Source organism: Chitinibacter sp. FCG-7 (assembly GCF_040047665.1).
GTDB lineage: Bacteria > Pseudomonadota > Gammaproteobacteria > Burkholderiales > Chitinibacteraceae > Chitinibacter > Chitinibacter mangrovi.
The window spans coordinates 3286165-3300581 of sequence record NZ_CP157355.1; the positions used below are offsets into that span (position 1 = coordinate 3286165).

At 57.3% G+C, this 14417-nt stretch carries 12 protein-coding genes; 10 read left to right on the forward strand and 2 right to left on the reverse strand.

What is annotated here, in order from left to right:
* Nucleotides 1-139: 139 nt before the first annotated feature.
* Both ABHF33_RS15505 and ABHF33_RS15510 read right to left on the reverse strand, forming a co-directional pair.
* Nucleotides 140-3958, reverse strand: a complete 3819-nt coding sequence (locus ABHF33_RS15505) for a sensor domain-containing protein (RefSeq protein ID WP_348944797.1) — start codon at nucleotides 3956-3958, stop codon at nucleotides 140-142.
* Nucleotides 3959-4153: 195 nt separating this feature from the next.
* A complete protein-coding gene (locus tag ABHF33_RS15510) occupies nucleotides 4154-5734 on the reverse strand; it encodes a methyl-accepting chemotaxis protein (protein WP_348944798.1) in 1581 nt (526 codons plus the stop codon).
* Nucleotides 5735-6132: 398 nt separating this feature from the next.
* Here ABHF33_RS15510 and ABHF33_RS15515 point away from each other — a divergent pair, with 398 nt between their 5' ends.
* From ABHF33_RS15515 to ccmI, 10 genes are all read left to right on the forward strand, one after another.
* Complete coding sequence (locus tag ABHF33_RS15515) at nucleotides 6133-7347, forward strand: NnrS family protein (RefSeq protein WP_348944799.1); 1215 nt, start codon at nucleotides 6133-6135, stop codon at nucleotides 7345-7347.
* A 131-nt stretch (nucleotides 7348-7478) separates the two neighbouring features.
* Nucleotides 7479-8150, forward strand: a complete 672-nt coding sequence (gene ccmA, locus ABHF33_RS15520; RefSeq protein WP_348944800.1) for a cytochrome c biogenesis heme-transporting ATPase CcmA — start codon at nucleotides 7479-7481, stop codon at nucleotides 8148-8150.
* Nucleotides 8138-8812, forward strand: a complete 675-nt coding sequence (gene ccmB / locus ABHF33_RS15525; protein ID WP_348944801.1) for a heme exporter protein CcmB — start codon at nucleotides 8138-8140, stop codon at nucleotides 8810-8812. The genes ccmA and ccmB overlap by 13 nt, the downstream gene beginning before the upstream one ends.
* Nucleotides 8813-8825: 13 nt before the next feature.
* On the forward strand, nucleotides 8826-9575 hold the full coding sequence (gene ccmC, locus ABHF33_RS15530; protein WP_348944802.1) for a heme ABC transporter permease CcmC: 750 nt from the start codon (nucleotides 8826-8828) through the stop codon (nucleotides 9573-9575).
* A 117-nt stretch (nucleotides 9576-9692) separates the two neighbouring features.
* Complete coding sequence (gene ccmD / locus ABHF33_RS15535) at nucleotides 9693-9920, forward strand: heme exporter protein CcmD (protein ID WP_348944803.1); 228 nt, start codon at nucleotides 9693-9695, stop codon at nucleotides 9918-9920.
* Complete coding sequence (gene ccmE, locus ABHF33_RS15540; RefSeq protein ID WP_348944804.1) at nucleotides 9917-10366, forward strand: cytochrome c maturation protein CcmE; 450 nt, start codon at nucleotides 9917-9919, stop codon at nucleotides 10364-10366. The genes ccmD and ccmE overlap by 4 nt, the downstream gene beginning before the upstream one ends.
* On the forward strand, nucleotides 10363-12336 hold the full coding sequence (locus tag ABHF33_RS15545; protein WP_348944805.1) for a heme lyase CcmF/NrfE family subunit: 1974 nt from the start codon (nucleotides 10363-10365) through the stop codon (nucleotides 12334-12336). Before ccmE ends, ABHF33_RS15545 begins: the two co-directional genes overlap by 4 nt.
* Nucleotides 12333-12890 (forward strand): DsbE family thiol:disulfide interchange protein, encoded by a 558-nt coding sequence (locus ABHF33_RS15550; protein ID WP_348944806.1) that lies wholly within the window; start codon nucleotides 12333-12335, stop codon nucleotides 12888-12890. Before ABHF33_RS15545 ends, ABHF33_RS15550 begins: the two co-directional genes overlap by 4 nt.
* A complete protein-coding gene (locus ABHF33_RS15555; protein ID WP_348944807.1) occupies nucleotides 12891-13451 on the forward strand; it encodes a cytochrome c-type biogenesis protein in 561 nt (186 codons plus the stop codon).
* Nucleotides 13444-14415, forward strand: a complete 972-nt coding sequence (ccmI, locus tag ABHF33_RS15560) for a c-type cytochrome biogenesis protein CcmI (RefSeq protein ID WP_348944808.1) — start codon at nucleotides 13444-13446, stop codon at nucleotides 14413-14415. Before ABHF33_RS15555 ends, ccmI begins: the two co-directional genes overlap by 8 nt.
* Nucleotides 14416-14417 lie beyond the last annotated feature (2 nt).

Sequence of the window (14417 nt, forward strand, 5' to 3'; positions counted from 1 at the left end):
TAACTACATATCGGCCTAGGTTTGATTTCTTGAATTTATATTGATGATTTCATTTAAATTTCATCTTGTAATCTCAAGTTGTTATTTTTTGCCAAGTAAGGTGGCAACAGTCAGGTTTCTGGTGATCCGAGGGTGTCAATCAATGGCTTGTGGCCAGCCATGATTTTTGCCAGCCGGGTATCTGGCTGGAGGGCATGGGTTTGGCGATGCCGTAGCCTTGTGCGTAGCGGCAGCCAATCTGGCGCAGGGCGTGGCCGTGTTCTTTGGTTTCTACGCCTTCGGCGATTACCTCCAGATTAAAAACGGTGGCCAGCTTGATTACGCTCTCGACAATCCCAAGGTCATCGCTATCGATCAGCATGTCACGAACAAAGCTCTGATCGATTTTCAGCGTATCAATCGGTAATTTGCGCAGATAGGTCAGTGACGAGTAGCCGGTGCCAAAATCATCGAGCGCAATTTTCACGCCCAGCTCGCGACAACGCTCCAGAATATCCACAGCCTGCGTCATGTCCTCAATCGCTGCCGACTCCAGAATTTCCAGCTCAAGCAATGATCTGGGTAGCTCAGGGTAGGGAGTAAAGCTCTGAGCGAGTTGCTCGTAAAAATACGGTTTAAGCAGGTGGTTGGCGCTGATATTGACGCTAATTTTGAGTGCGCAGCCTTGCTCTTGCCAGTGCCAGGCCTGCGCCAGCGCAGTCTCGATAACCCAAAGCCCAAAGGCCGCCTCCAGCTCGTTGCCGTGCAAATAGGGTAAAAATTCTGCTGGTGAGAGCAGGCCCTGTGCCGGATGTTGCCAGCGGATCAGCGCCTCGACGCCGATAACGGTATTGTCGAGCAAGTCCACCTTGGGTTGATAAAACAGTTCAAACTGACCCTCTTGCAGTGCGTATTGCAATTGCTCCAGCCGATGCCGGTGTAGTTGGGCCTTGCGATCACTTTCCGGGTCGAACAGCTGATAGCGGTTTTTGCCCGATTCTTTGGCCAGATACATGGCCTGATCAGCATGGCGCAGTAGCGTATCCGGGTCGGCATTGTCGTCGGGAAACAGGCTCACGCCAATGCTGGCCGAAATATGGAGCACCAGGCCATCGAGCTTGACCGGATGACAAATTGCTTCAAGTACCCGGTCCAGAATCTGGGTGCATTCTTCTGTGTTGTGTATTTCAGAGAAAACCAGTGCAAACTCATCGCCACCCAGTCGGGCAATGGTGTCTTCTGCCCGCAAGGTTTCCTGTAGCCGCTCGGTGATGGTGATCAGCAGGCGATCGCCGATCTGATGGCCATGCCTATCATTAATCGTTTTAAAACCGTCCAGATCAAGCAGGCACACTGCACAGGCCTGATTGTTGCGGCTGGAACGCAGGATGGCTTGCCGCAGCCGGTCTGAAAACAGCAGGCGGTTGGCAATACCGGTGAGCTTGTCGTAGTGAGCCACGCGATCGAGCTCGGCTTCGTGTGATTTGATCATGCTGATGTCGGAAAATAGGCCGACATAGTGTTGAATCTGGCCGGAGGCATCACGAACGGCCGAAATGGACAGCAGCTCGGGGTAGATTTCGCCATTTTTGCGCCGGTTCCAGATTTCGCCACGCCAGAAGTCGTGTTCATTGAGTGAGGCCCACAGATCGCGGTAAAGCTGCGGATCATTTCTGTTCGATGACAGAATCCTGGGCGTTTGGCCAATCACTTCCTCAGCCGCATAACCGGTGATCTGAGTAAAGGCCGAGTTGACTTTGACGATCTTGTTATCAGGGTCAACCAGCATAATGCCTTCATAGCTGCTATCAAAGACGATGGCCGCTTCGTTTTGCGCGCGCTCCAGCAGCTTGCGCTCGGTAATGTCGGTGTGTGTTCCCGACATGATCAGCGGCTGTCCGTGTTGATCCCATTCAACAACACGCCCGCGCGACAATACCCAGCGCCAATCGCCATTTTTGGTTTTGCAGCGCATTTCCACTTCGTGCAAAGGCGCATGAGCCATCAGATGGCTCTGCACTGAAATCATGGCCAGCTTAAAGTCCTCCGGATGGACCAGCTCCGGCCAGTTTTCAATCCGGACGTCAATTTCTCCGGCCTCGTAACCCAGCATGGTTTCATAGCGATCACTGACCTGAAAATCATTCGTTTGCAGATTCCAGTCCCAGTAACCTTGATCAGCGCCTTCAATAACACGCTCAAGCTGGCGTTCACGCTGTTTGAGCGATAGCTCGGTTTGTTTTTTATCGCTAATATTTGAGAGCGTGCCAACGATGCGCAGCGGCTTGTCGTTTTCATCGCGCTGCACGATCTGACCGCGCACCTGCACCCACTGGGCGGGTTCGGCTGAGGTATTGAGGCGGCAATCGAACTCGATTCTGGCTGCATTGCCGCTCAGGTGTTGTTCAAACATGGCGCGGGCGTAATCTCTGTCATCGGCGTGGATATTTGCGAGGAAAAACGCCAGATTATGCGTGTCCAGTGCGGCATTCTGACCGATCAGCTCATCGTATTTCTTCGAGTGGAAAATATAGCCACTGCGGTAATCCCAATCCCAAAAGCCATCGCTGGTGGCGTCAATGACCAGCTGCAATTGCTGCTGGCTTTTTTGCAGACGGATTTCCAGTAGCTTGTGCTCGGTAATGTCCTGCACCGTACCACTCAGCCGGATGATTTTTCCTGTGCTGTCGCGCTGCGCTTCGCCACGGGCAGTAATCCAGCATGCCGTTTTATCTAGCCGCACCAGCTCGGCGGAGCATTCGTAGGCCCGCCCGTCCTGCAAGCATTGCGTGACTGCTGCAGCCAGCCTCTGCCAGCTGTCCCGCGTAAAGTAATACGCGACTTCCGGGTAGATCAGCGGGGCCAGCTGCCGGGGACGGCCATAAATCCGGTAAATTTCATCCGACCAGATGTGTTCATCGGTCTGCAGATTCCAGCTCCAGTTGCCGATGCCAGCCAACTGCTGGGCCAGCTTGAGCGCGGCTTCCCGCTCTTGCAGCAGGGCATGGTTTTTATGTTGTTCGCTCACATCGCGCGCAATGCCGAATATCCCGTTGATACGCCCTTCCTGATCAAAGGTCGGGCCTTTGGTGGTCAGAAAGTACAGCGATTCCGCACCCTGAAGCTGCACATGCTCCTGCGCGGTTTCGACCTTGCCTGCCTGCATAACCGCCTGATCGCGATCGATAATCATCCGAGCTGATTCAGACGTAAACAGCTCAAAATCAGTATGGCCCAGCAATTGCTGTGGCGTTTTTCCGGCATAGGCTGCTGCGGCGCGATTAACCAGCAGATATTGTCCCTGTCGGTTTTTAACAAAAATGGCGTCAGATGTGCCCGTAACGACCGATTCAAGCAGATGTTGATTGATCTGCACGCGTTTGATGGAGTGCCGGAGCAAGGCGCTGAGCAGGCTGACCATCAAGCCATTGACGATCAGAAACGCCCAGCGAATCAATAGCGCCGATGTGCTGAAAAAACTTGCTACATCCGGTGGTGTGCTGATGGCGACTGCTGCTGCAGAAATCAGCGTGGCAGTCAGTCCCGGCCCCAATCCGCCCAGCAGGGCGCTCAAGACGATGGGCAAAATGAAAAATATCATCCGTGGGTCATGGTGATGCGTTTGCACCACCTGCTGATGAAAAGCAAACATCGCGCTGGTCATCGCAATCGCAAACAGATAATTGATCCAGGCCGGATAGCGCGGCCTGATCGGTGAAATATCCACCACCGAGTCCAGAAACGAGACGCCTGCCAGCACTGGCCGATTGCCTGGGGTATTTTTCAGTGCAACAAAGAAAAGTGCCGCAGTCGCCAGTACAAAAAATACCCCCTTGATGGTTGATACATAGGCCATCATGCTGGCATCGACCATCAGCACCAGCAATTGATCGGACAGAAAGATCCACGCCAGCGCGAGCAGCAGGTAGCTGCTGACAGCGGTAAGGATGTAGCGTTTGCGCTGATTGTGTACGATCATTACTGGCGTTTCCTGTGCTGCAAGTCAGATCTGGCTAGGTGCAGAAACTGGCCATATTCAGAAAAAGTGGTGCTCAAGCAAATATAGGCTTATTTCAGTGCGTCAATCTGATGGCCTCTAATAATGGTAGGGTATATTGGTATCGAGCATAGTGAATATGCCTTACATGAATATACCCTTGTTTTTTTGGAATATTTACAGCGATTGCTCAAAATGCTTTACCAGCGCGTTGAGCGCGCTGGCGGTGTTGGCCATTTGCGTGCTGGCGGCGCCGATAATGTGCACGCTCTCGTTGTTCTGATCGGTCAGCGCGCTCATTTTTTCCATACTGACCGCCACTTCGCTCGCAGCCTGTTTTTGCTGCTCCAGCATGCGGGCAATGTCACCTGCCGAGCTGGCCACGCCTTGCGCCGACTGGTTGATATTGGCCAGATCCTGATGGTTGCTCTCGATCAGGCGATTATTGTCCAGCATCTGCACCATGACCTGATTCATCACCTCGTACGCCGTATGCGATTGTGCCAGCACCCGCTCGCTGAGTGCTTCAATGCCTTGTGTGCTGCTGGTGGTGCGCTCGGCCAGCTGGCGCACTTCGTCGGCCACCACGGCAAAGCCGCGCCCTTGCTCGCCAGCCCGGGCCGCTTCGATGGCGGCGTTCAGCGCCAGCAGATTGGTTTGCGCTGCCACCTCCTTGATGGTCTGGCTCATTTGCTGGATTGAATTGATTTCACTGGTCAGCTGGGCAATTTCTTTTTGCGCCTGCCGCATTTCAGTTTCAAATTGCTGGCTGGTGGCCAGCGTGTGTTTCATGCTTTGCATGCCGTGATTGGCCAGCTCAAGTGTGCTGGCCGCGTATTCGGAGCTGCGCTCGGTGGCGTCGGCAATCTCGCTCACCGACACGGTGAGCTCCTCCAGCGAGGCGGCCACGCTGGCAATGCCGTCGCTATTTTGCTGAAAACGGCCCACCACCCGGTCGACTTCCAGTTTCAGCTCGTCGGTTTCACGATCCACCGTGGCGGAGGAGGACACCACATCGGCCATAATCGCTCTGAGATTGACCTTGGTCGAGTGCATGGCCATCAGCAGTCGGTGAAATTCCTGCGCGGCATGGTTATTGAGTTCGAATTTGAAATCACCTTCGCCGAGTTTTTCCAGCGCGCTTTCCAGCTGGGCAATCGGTGCCTTGATCGCGGTAAAAATCCACCAGAGCAGCGCGCACAAAGTCAGCAGCGCAGCGGCCAGCCCCCAGTATGGCATATTGAGCAGGTGCCCGCCCAAAGCCAGCAGGAGGGGAAGGATGGCTGCCGCAATCAGGCGCAACGATAGCGCGCTTTGATGCGTGTAGCGCGTGGTCGGAAAGTCCTGCTGGCCAGATTTGACCGACTGGTAAAGTTGCTCGGCGGCGCGGATTTGCGCGGCGCTGGGTTTGCTGCGAACCGACATATAGCCGACTTTGCGGCCATTTTCGGTTAGCGGGGTGACATAGGCGTCAACCCAGTAAAAGCCGCCATCTTTCGAACGGTTTTTCACCAGCCCGCGCCACGGTAGCCCCGCCTTGATCGTGTGCCACAGATCGGCAAAGGCCTGAACCGGCATGTCGGGATGGCGAACAATATTGTGCGGCTGCCCGATCAGCTCTTCTTTGCGATAGCCGCTGATTTTGATAAACGCCGGATTGGCGTAGGTGATATTGCCGCTTAAATCGGTCTTGGTCACGATGGGCTGTTTTTCGTCCAGATGGTATTCGGTGTGCGTGACGGGCTGATTGTTTCGCATGGTGTGTTGAGCTCGAAAATGGAGTTGGTTCGGCAGGTGTTGCAGAGCAGCATGACTGGCAGCAGTTTCAATTTTTGCCGATCATCGGTGAAAAGCAAGCTTTGCCTACTGCAGTTTTTAGTTTTACGTGTATAGAGGCGCTTTTTGCGCTGCGGCCCAGAGGTGGTAGACATTGGGTGGCAGGATGGCAAACCCCTTGCTGTATTTCATTTTATGCCAGTGCCGGGTAATACAGCATCAGGATAAACGACGACAAGCGCGGCGAAAGGCCAGCATTCTGCATGCGAGGGACTACCTCTTTATAGTGTGTTTGCTGGCGGGCTTTTCTGATCTGGAACAAGAATGATCCTCATTGCTCTGCTTAAGATGGGTTTATCTTTCCTATCCGGTGGCCTGTCATGTTCCGATTCAGTTTACGCAGCCCCTTGTTGCAAGCACCACATCGCCTGGGTTTTCTGGCCGGTGGCATTTTGCTATTAGCCAGCCTCTTGGTGTGGGCGCTGGAAATGCTCAGTCGCAGCGCCGGCTTGGATCTGGGGCCGGCTTACGAGAACGGCATCCCGGCGATGCTCTGGCACGGCTATTTGATGATTTACGGTTTTTTCCCGCTGTTTATGCTCGGTTTTATTTATACCGCTGGACCGCGCTGGCTGAATGTGCCCAGCCCTAGCCAGTGGCAATACGCGCCGGTGATGCTGCTGTTTGCCATGGGAGGCGTGCTCGGTATTTTGGGGCGCTGGGTCTCGGCGGGCATGTTGGTCGGTGTTGCGTGCCATGCGCTAGCCTGGCTGGCCGCCGTGCTGATCTGGTGTCGCGCCGTGTGGCGCAGCCCGGTGCCGGATAAAACGCACGCGCTGATGATTGCGATGGCCTTTGTGCTGGGTGGTGCGGGCATGCTGGCGGCCTGGGCCGGTTTTGCGCTGGGGCAGGTGACTGGCTGGCGCTTGAGCATGACGCTGGGCGTGTGGGGCTTCCTGTTGCCGGTGTTTCTGGTGGTGAGCCACCGGATGATTCCCTTCTTTTCTGCTAATGTCCTACAGCCCTATACCACTTGGCGTCCACTGATTTTGCTATATACCCTGGGTGGGTTATTGCTGTTGCGGATTACTCTGGAATGCCTGCAGATCAATACCCTGCTGGCTGATTGGCCGCTGGCGGCGGGTTTGCTCTACACCAGCTGGCGCTGGCAATTGTGCCGCTCTTTTCAGGTCAAGCTGCTGGCCATGTTGCACGCGGCATTTGCCTGGGCGGGGCTGGCCATGGGTTTGTTTGTGATCAGCGATGTATTGCAACTGCTGGGTCAGCCCGGATTGGGTTTTGCGCCGCTGCATGCGCTGACGCTGGGTTTTTTCTGCACGATGTTGCTGGCCTTTGTTACGCGGGTCACGCTGGGGCATTCGGGGCGGCCCTTGCTCGCGGGCGGCGTGGCGTGGGTGGCTTACTGGGCCATGCATGGCGTGGCGCTGGCGCGCGTGCTGGGTGAAATCATCCCGGCCTGGCAAAGCGTGCTGTATCTGTTGGCCGTACTGGGTGCTGGGGTTGCGATTGCGGCCTGGTCGCGGGTTTACCTGCCGATGTACTGGCAGGCGCGGGCTGACGGACAGCAAGGCTAAAAAGTGCTGTTGAGGCAGCACAGCGACGCGGGTGTACCTCGAACGGGGTAGTCGTTAATCCCCAAATCGGGGCGGCGCGGGCGAGGTAAACTCGCAGCAAATGAGTGATAGCCGGGGTTAAAAGGAACACTATGTTGCAGGTGCAGAATCTCGCGGCTGCGCGGGGCGGGCGGGTGCTGTTTTCCGGCTTGAGCTTTGCGCTGCTCGCCGGGCAGTGCCTGCATGTGCAGGGCGCAAATGGTGTTGGCAAAACGTCCTTGCTCAAAATACTGGCGGGCTTATCTTCATCGTCATCGTCATCGCCCGCAGGTCACATGAGCTGGCAAGGCAAAAGTTACGCCGAGTGGGGCGATGATTTTGGCGCGCAACTGCATTATCTGGGCCATCGTGACGCGCTCAAAGACACGCTGAGCCCGCTGGAAAACCTGCTAATCGACGCGCGTCTGCATGGCGTTCGGCTGGCGGAAAACACTGTGCTGCAGGTTTTGCAGCAGGTCGGGTTGGCCAGCTACGCCGATTTGCCGGTGCGCCAGCTCTCGCAAGGGCAAAAACGCCGCGCCACGCTAGCCCGCTTTCTGGCTCTGCCACGCCCGATCTGGGTAATGGACGAACCGTGGGTGGGGCTTGATCTGGCTGGGCAGGCCGAGCTGGGTGCATGGATTGCTGATCATTTGAATAGTGGAGGTATTGCCATACTGACCTCGCATCAATTGCTCCCCGAGCAAATACCCGGTGTGAGTATTCTGACGTTGCAGGCCCCCAACGCCGCAAGCTCCGTGCCGGAGGCTGCATGGGCGTGCTGAGTTTTTTTGCCAGCATGCTTGCCCGCGATGTGCTGCTGGCGTGGCGGCAGCGCGGGGATGTGCTGCTGGGGCTGATGTTTTTTATGCTGGTGGCCACGCTGTTTCCGCTGGCCGTGGGGCCCGAGCCGAACGGCTTGCTACGCATCGGCCCGGGCGTGTTGTGGGTTGCCGCCTTGCTCGCCAATTTGCTGGCGCTGCCCAGGCTGTTTCATGGCGACTGGATTGACGGCTCGCTGGAGCAATTACTGCTCGCACCGTATCCGCCCAGCATGATGGTTGCCGCCAAGTTTGCTGCGCACTGGCTGGTGACGAGTTTACCGCTGGCGCTGGCCGCGCCCTTGCTGGCGATTCAATATGGCTTACCGCCTGAGCAGTGCCTGATGCTAGTGGCCAGTTTGCTGCTGGGCACGCCGATTATTACTGCGCTCGGCGGCATTGGCGCAGCGTTGACGCTGGGTTTGCGTCAGGGCGAGGTGCTATTGGCACTGCTGGTGTTGCCGCTGCTCGCGCCGGTACTGATTTTTGGCAGTGGCGCGGTGAGCGCTGTTGCGGCAGGGCAAAGCGGAATGGCCGAATTATCCTTGCTGGCGGCGATGGCGTGTGCCAGCGTTTTTTTCGCCCCATGGCTGGCAGCCAAGGCTTTGCGCCTGGCGATTGAATAAGGCAAAGATGACCATGGATACTCCAAAAAACAAATCTGGCTGGCATTTATTCCACTACGCCGCACCGAGCACGTTTTACCCGCTGGCGGGCAAGGCGATCCCGTGGCTGATGGCGCTGGCGCTGGCGCTGGCAGTAATCGGGCTGTGGATCGGCATGGGCGTTGCGCCAACGGACGCGCAGCAGGGCGATGGCTACCGGATTATTTACCTGCATGTGCCGACGAGCTGGATGGCGATGTTTATTTATATCGTGATGGCGTTCTGGTCGGTGATTCATCTGGTGTGGAAAACGCGGCTCTCGGCCTTGATGGCGCAGGCACTCGCACCGACCGGCGCGTGGATGGCGCTGATGTCGTTGATTACCGGTGCGCTATGGGGCAAGCCGATGTGGGGAACGTGGTGGGTGTGGGACGCGCGGCTGACGTCGATGTTGCTGCTGTTTTTTCTGTATCTGGGTTTTATTGCGCTGACGCGCAGCATTGATGACCCCGATCGCGCCGATCAGGCCGGATCGCTGCTGGCGATTGTGGGGGTTTTCAATGTGCCGGTGATTTATTTCTCGGTCTACTGGTGGAACACGCTGCATCAGGGGGCTTCGGTTTCGAGCCGTGGCAGCAGCATGGCGTCGATTATGCTGCTGGCGATGCTGCTGATGAGTCTGGCGGCGTGGATGTATTCAATTGCGATGACGCTCAAACGGGTGCGGGTGCTGATTTTGCAGCGCGAAGCGGGTACACGCTGGGTACAAGAATTGATGCGCTAGGGTGTCGTCTCGCCAAAGGGATTACGCCGCAGGTCTTAAGCAACTGCTGCTGTTGGCGTACTGCGCTTCGTCAACGAAGCTTCGAGTACGCCCTACGAGGGATAAAAAGGAATTGCTATGTACTGGAATAGCTGGAGCGAATTTATTGCCATGGGTGGCTATGGGGTATATGTCTGGGGATCATTTATGGTCTGTGCTGTAGCGATATGCCTGGAGGGTGTATTGCTAGGGTATGCCCGCAGGCAAACGCTGCGACAAATGGCGCGTGCCAGTATGCTGGCTAATTTGGCGCGCAGTCAGGTGGCGGATCAACACAAGGTCAGTCAACAGGAGGGCGCGCAATGAGCCCACGCCGCAAACGCATGCTCTGGGTCGCGGGTGCGCTGCTGACCTTGTCGCTGGTGGCCTTCTTTGTGGTGAATGCCTTTCGCGAAAACCTGGTGTTTTTCTATAGCCCGACGCAGATTGTCGCTGGCGAAGCCCCCGAGGGGCGCGCTTTCCGTATTGGCGGCATGGTGGCCGAGCATTCGCTGCAGCGCCAGCGCGATGGTGTGACGCTGCAATTTGCCGTCACCGATACCGACCAAACGATTGAGGTGCACTACAAAGGCCTGCTGCCCGATTTGTTCAAGGAAGGCAAAGGTGTCGTGGCGCAAGGCAGCTGGGACGGCAAAGTGTTTACTGCGACCGAAGTGCTGGCCAAACACGATGAAAACTATATGCCACCCGAAGCGCAAGAGGCCGTGAACAAGGCGCATCAGAAGGCAATCGAGAAAAAGGCAGCTCAATGATTGGTGAACTGGGATTATTCACGCTGATACTGTCGACCTTGGTCGCGCTGGTGCTGGCGGTGTGTGGCATCGCTGGCGGGCAGACGGGCAATGTGGCGCTGATGCGCATCACGCGACCGGCGGCGGTGTGGCAATTGCTATTGCTGGCGACGTCGTTTGCCTTGCTGGCGGTGGCCTTTTTGCAAGATGATTTTTCGCTGATTTATGTGGCCAAGCAATCGAACCGGCTCTTGCCCGAGCTGTATAAATTCGCGGCAGTCTGGGGCGGGCATGAGGGCTCGCTGCTGCTGTGGATTTTAATGCTGGCAGGCTGGACTGCAGCCGTGGCCTTGCTGGCGCGCAGTATTCCGCTGCAGGTGCGTGCGCTGGTGCTCGGTGTGCTCGGGTTTGTTGCAGTGGGCCTGCACCTGTTTATTTTGCTCACTTCCAGCCCCTTTGCCCGCCTGCTGCCTGCCGCGCCCGAGGGCAATGACCTCAATCCATTATTGCAAGACCCCGGTCTGGTTTTTCATCCGCCGTTGCTGTACATGGGCTATGTCGGTTTTGCCGTGGCGTTTGCTTTTGCCATTGCGGCCTTGCTCACCGGGCGGCTCGATGCCGCGTGGGCGCGCTGGAGCCGCCCGTGGACTGCGGCAGCGTGGGTGTCGCTCACACTGGGGATTATGCTCGGCAGTGCCTGGGCTTATTACGAGCTGGGCTGGGGCGGTTGGTGGTTCTGGGACCCGGTTGAGAATGCGTCGTTTATGCCGTGGCTAGCGGGAACGGCGCTGATTCACTCGCTGGCGGTGGCCGAAAAGCGCAATGCCTTTAAGCACTGGACGGTGCTGCTGGCGATTGCCACTTTTTCCTTATCTTTATTAGGTACGTTTCTGGTGCGCTCGGGTGTGCTCACTTCGGTGCATGCCTTTGCCACCGACCCGACTCGCGGCATGTTTATCCTGATTTTTCTGTGCGTGGTGATTGGCTCGTCGCTGTTGCTATATGCCTGGCGCGCGTATCAGATGGAAGGGGGGGGCGACTTTGCCTGGTGCTCGCGTGAAACGCTGCTGCTGCTCAATAATGTGCTGCTCACCGTGGCGTGTGCGACGGTCATGCTGGGCACGCTGTATCCGCTGCTGATCGACGCGCTGGGCATGGGCAAGCTCTCGGTCGGGCCGCCGTATTTCAATGCGGTGTTTGTACCGCTGATGCTGCCGATGCTGCTGCTGGTCGGTATGGTGGGGACGATGCGCTGGAAACGTCACGAGCCGGGCGAGCTGGCGACGGCTTTGCGCCTGCCTGCGCTGATTGCGATTGTGGGGGGCTTGTTGCTGCCATTGCTCTGGAGTAGCACCTGGCGCTGGGGCGTGGCGCTGGCTTTGGGGCTCTCGCTATGGGTGGCGATCACGGCTGCGCTCGACTGGCTTGGGCGTTTAAAGCTCAATTATGCAAAACAGGCCTCGTTCTGGCGCGCCATCCGGGCGCTGCCCGCTTCGTTTAACGGCATGCATCTGGCGCATCTGGGCGTGGCGGTGTTTGTTGCTGGCGTCACGGTGGTGTCGAGCTACGAGCGTGAGGACGATGTCAAAATGCAGCACGGCGACACGCTGGCTGTGGGCGGCTATTTGCTGCGCTTTGACGGCGTCGGTGCCGAGCGCGCCAGCAATTATGCGGCCTTGCGCGGTACGCTGACGCTGCTCAACGATGGGCAGAGCGCGACAGTATTGCACCCGGAAAAGCGCCAGTATTTTTCCAGCAACATGCCGATGACCGAGGCCGCCATCCATTCCACGCCGTTTTACGATGTATATGTCTCACTGGGCGAGCCGCTGACTGCTAATCCGTTTACCGGCGCGTGGGTGATCCGTGCGCATTACAAGCCGCTGGTGGGCTGGATTTGGGGTGGCTGCGTACTGATGGCGCTGGGCGGAGTGCTGGCCATGAGCGATCGGCGCTATCGTCTGAAAAAGAAAGCGGAGGCCGCCGCATGAAGCGCTCTTCGGCAATGATCCCGCTATTCATTTTTATTGCGCTCGCGCTGCTGCTGGCGGTTGGCCTGCGGCTCAATCCGCGTGATATTCCGTCGCCGCTGATTGGCAAACCAGCGCCCGTGTTTACGCTCGACAGACTGAATCAGGCGGATCAAACGGATCTGAAGGAGACATTTGCCAGTGCCAGCCTTAAAGGCCAGCCGTGGGTGCTCAACGTCTGGGCATCGTGGTGTAGCGCCTGTATTGCCGAGCATCCGGTGCTTAATGCCTGGAAAGACAAGCTGGGCGCACCGATGATCGGGCTGGCGTACAAGGATCAGGACGTTGACGCGAAAAAATGGCTGCTGGATCGCGGCAACCCGTATAGCCAGGTGATTGCCGACCGCGACGGCCGGGTCGGGATTGACTTTGGCGTGTACGGCGTGCCGGAAACTTTTGTGATTGATGGCAAAGGGATTATTGTGCTTAAACACACAGGCCCGGTCACTGATGCGGTGATGAGCGAGAAAATTATTCCGGCTTTGCAAGCCGCACGCGTGGCGGGGGCTCAATAAATGTTGCTGAACTTTGCCATGCGTCTTGCCGCGGTATTGCTGTTGAGTGCTTCGCTGATTTGGCCGAGCCTGGCTGGAACATCCCCTGATACCCGCGTAGCTTCTAACTCCATCTCCAGCGCCGCGTCTAGCGCCATCTCCAGTGACGTGCTGGTCGAAGAGCGCCTAGTCGCACTGTCTAGCGAATTGCGCTGTCTGGTGTGCCAGAACGAAAGTCTGGCCAGCTCGCGTGCGCCGCTGGCTGAAGACTTGCGCCGCGAAGTGCGCGAGCAAATCCGTGCCGGGAATAGCGATGCGCAGATTATCGACTATCTGACTGCGCGCTACGGCGATTTTGTCACCTATCGGCCGCCGTGGCGTGGCCGCACCTTGCTGCTCTGGCTGGGGCCTTTTTGCTTGTTGATACTGGCGCTGGGTATGTTTATGTACGGCATATCTAGAAAGAGACAGCAGCAGATACCTGCTGATCTATCATCGCCCGATCGAGTGTCTGATCGCCTGTCTGACCGGGAAGCGCTAGATCGCTTGCAGCGCGAATTTGCCGAGAAAAACCATGAATGAATTTGCCCTGATCTGCGCCGCGCTGGTGGTGCTCACCCTGCTGGTGCTGCTGTATCCACTCTTGCGTCAGGATAAAAACGCCAGTACCCACACCGATACTGATACAGATGCCTTGCGCCGTGCGCGCTATCAGCTGCACGCCAGTGTTGTGGCCGAATTGCAGGCCGATGTAGCCACCGGCCGCCTCAATCAGGCCGAATACGCCGCTAGTCTGGCCGAGGCCGAAGCGCGGCTGATTGCCGAAGTCGGATCAAGCGAAGCGGCTGGTGTGGCTAAGGTGGGTGCAGGGTCTGGCGCGGCGGCTTCTTCCACTGTCTCTTCTACTATCTCTTCCATCGTAAAGTCTCGCCCCGCCTGGCTGGGACTCATCGGCATTGGTTTGCCGCTGCTGGCCGCGCTGCTGTATGTTCAGCTGGGCAATCCGGCCGCGCTAAACCCGCTTAATCGTCAGCCGGCACCTGAAAACGGCATGGATGCCATGATGGGGGCGGCCAAAATTGAAGGCATGGTGAAAAGTCTGGAGGCCAAAATGGTGCTCGAGCCCGACAACGTCAAAGGCTGGCTGATGTTGGCGCGCAGCTACCGCACGCTGGCGCGCTACGACGAGGCGGTGAAAGCCTATGAAAAAGCCTGGCCTGCAGTGCAAAAGGATGCCGGTGAAATGGCCCGCTTTGCTGGTTCGCTCGCGGTGCGCGATAACAGCTTTGCTGGCCGCCCAACCCAGCTACTGGCACGCGCGCTGGAAATGAACGCGAGCGAACCGGACGCGCTGATGCTCGCCGGTAGCGCCGCACTGCAACGCGGCGATCACGCGGCGGCTATTCAGTGGTGGGAAAAACTGCTCGCGCTGCTCGAGCCCGAATCGGAAGACGCCCAATGGCTGCGTGAAGAAATCCGGCTGGTAAAGGAGGACGCACAAAAAGCCGCGTCCCAACCTGCCAGCGCACATGCCCAAAAGCCTTGAGT

Bases quoted from the DNA above. Each gene is read 5' to 3' on its own strand.
- ABHF33_RS15505 (WP_348944797.1), bottom strand. From the start codon at position 3,958: ATGATCGTACACAATCAGCGCAAACGCTACATCCTTACCGCTGTCAGC.
- ABHF33_RS15510 (WP_348944798.1), bottom strand. From the start codon at position 5,734: ATGCGAAACAATCAGCCCGTCACGCACACCGAATACCATCTGGACGAA.
- ABHF33_RS15515 (WP_348944799.1), top strand. From the start codon at position 6,133: ATGTTCCGATTCAGTTTACGCAGCCCCTTGTTGCAAGCACCACATCGC.
- ccmA (WP_348944800.1), top strand. From the start codon at position 7,479: ATGTTGCAGGTGCAGAATCTCGCGGCTGCGCGGGGCGGGCGGGTGCTG.
- ccmB (WP_348944801.1), top strand. From the start codon at position 8,138: ATGGGCGTGCTGAGTTTTTTTGCCAGCATGCTTGCCCGCGATGTGCTG.
- ccmC (WP_348944802.1), top strand. From the start codon at position 8,826: ATGGATACTCCAAAAAACAAATCTGGCTGGCATTTATTCCACTACGCC.
- ccmD (WP_348944803.1), top strand. From the start codon at position 9,693: ATGTACTGGAATAGCTGGAGCGAATTTATTGCCATGGGTGGCTATGGG.
- ccmE (WP_348944804.1), top strand. From the start codon at position 9,917: ATGAGCCCACGCCGCAAACGCATGCTCTGGGTCGCGGGTGCGCTGCTG.
- ABHF33_RS15545 (WP_348944805.1), top strand. From the start codon at position 10,363: ATGATTGGTGAACTGGGATTATTCACGCTGATACTGTCGACCTTGGTC.
- ABHF33_RS15550 (WP_348944806.1), top strand. From the start codon at position 12,333: ATGAAGCGCTCTTCGGCAATGATCCCGCTATTCATTTTTATTGCGCTC.
- ABHF33_RS15555 (WP_348944807.1), top strand. From the start codon at position 12,891: ATGTTGCTGAACTTTGCCATGCGTCTTGCCGCGGTATTGCTGTTGAGT.
- ccmI (WP_348944808.1), top strand. From the start codon at position 13,444: ATGAATGAATTTGCCCTGATCTGCGCCGCGCTGGTGGTGCTCACCCTG.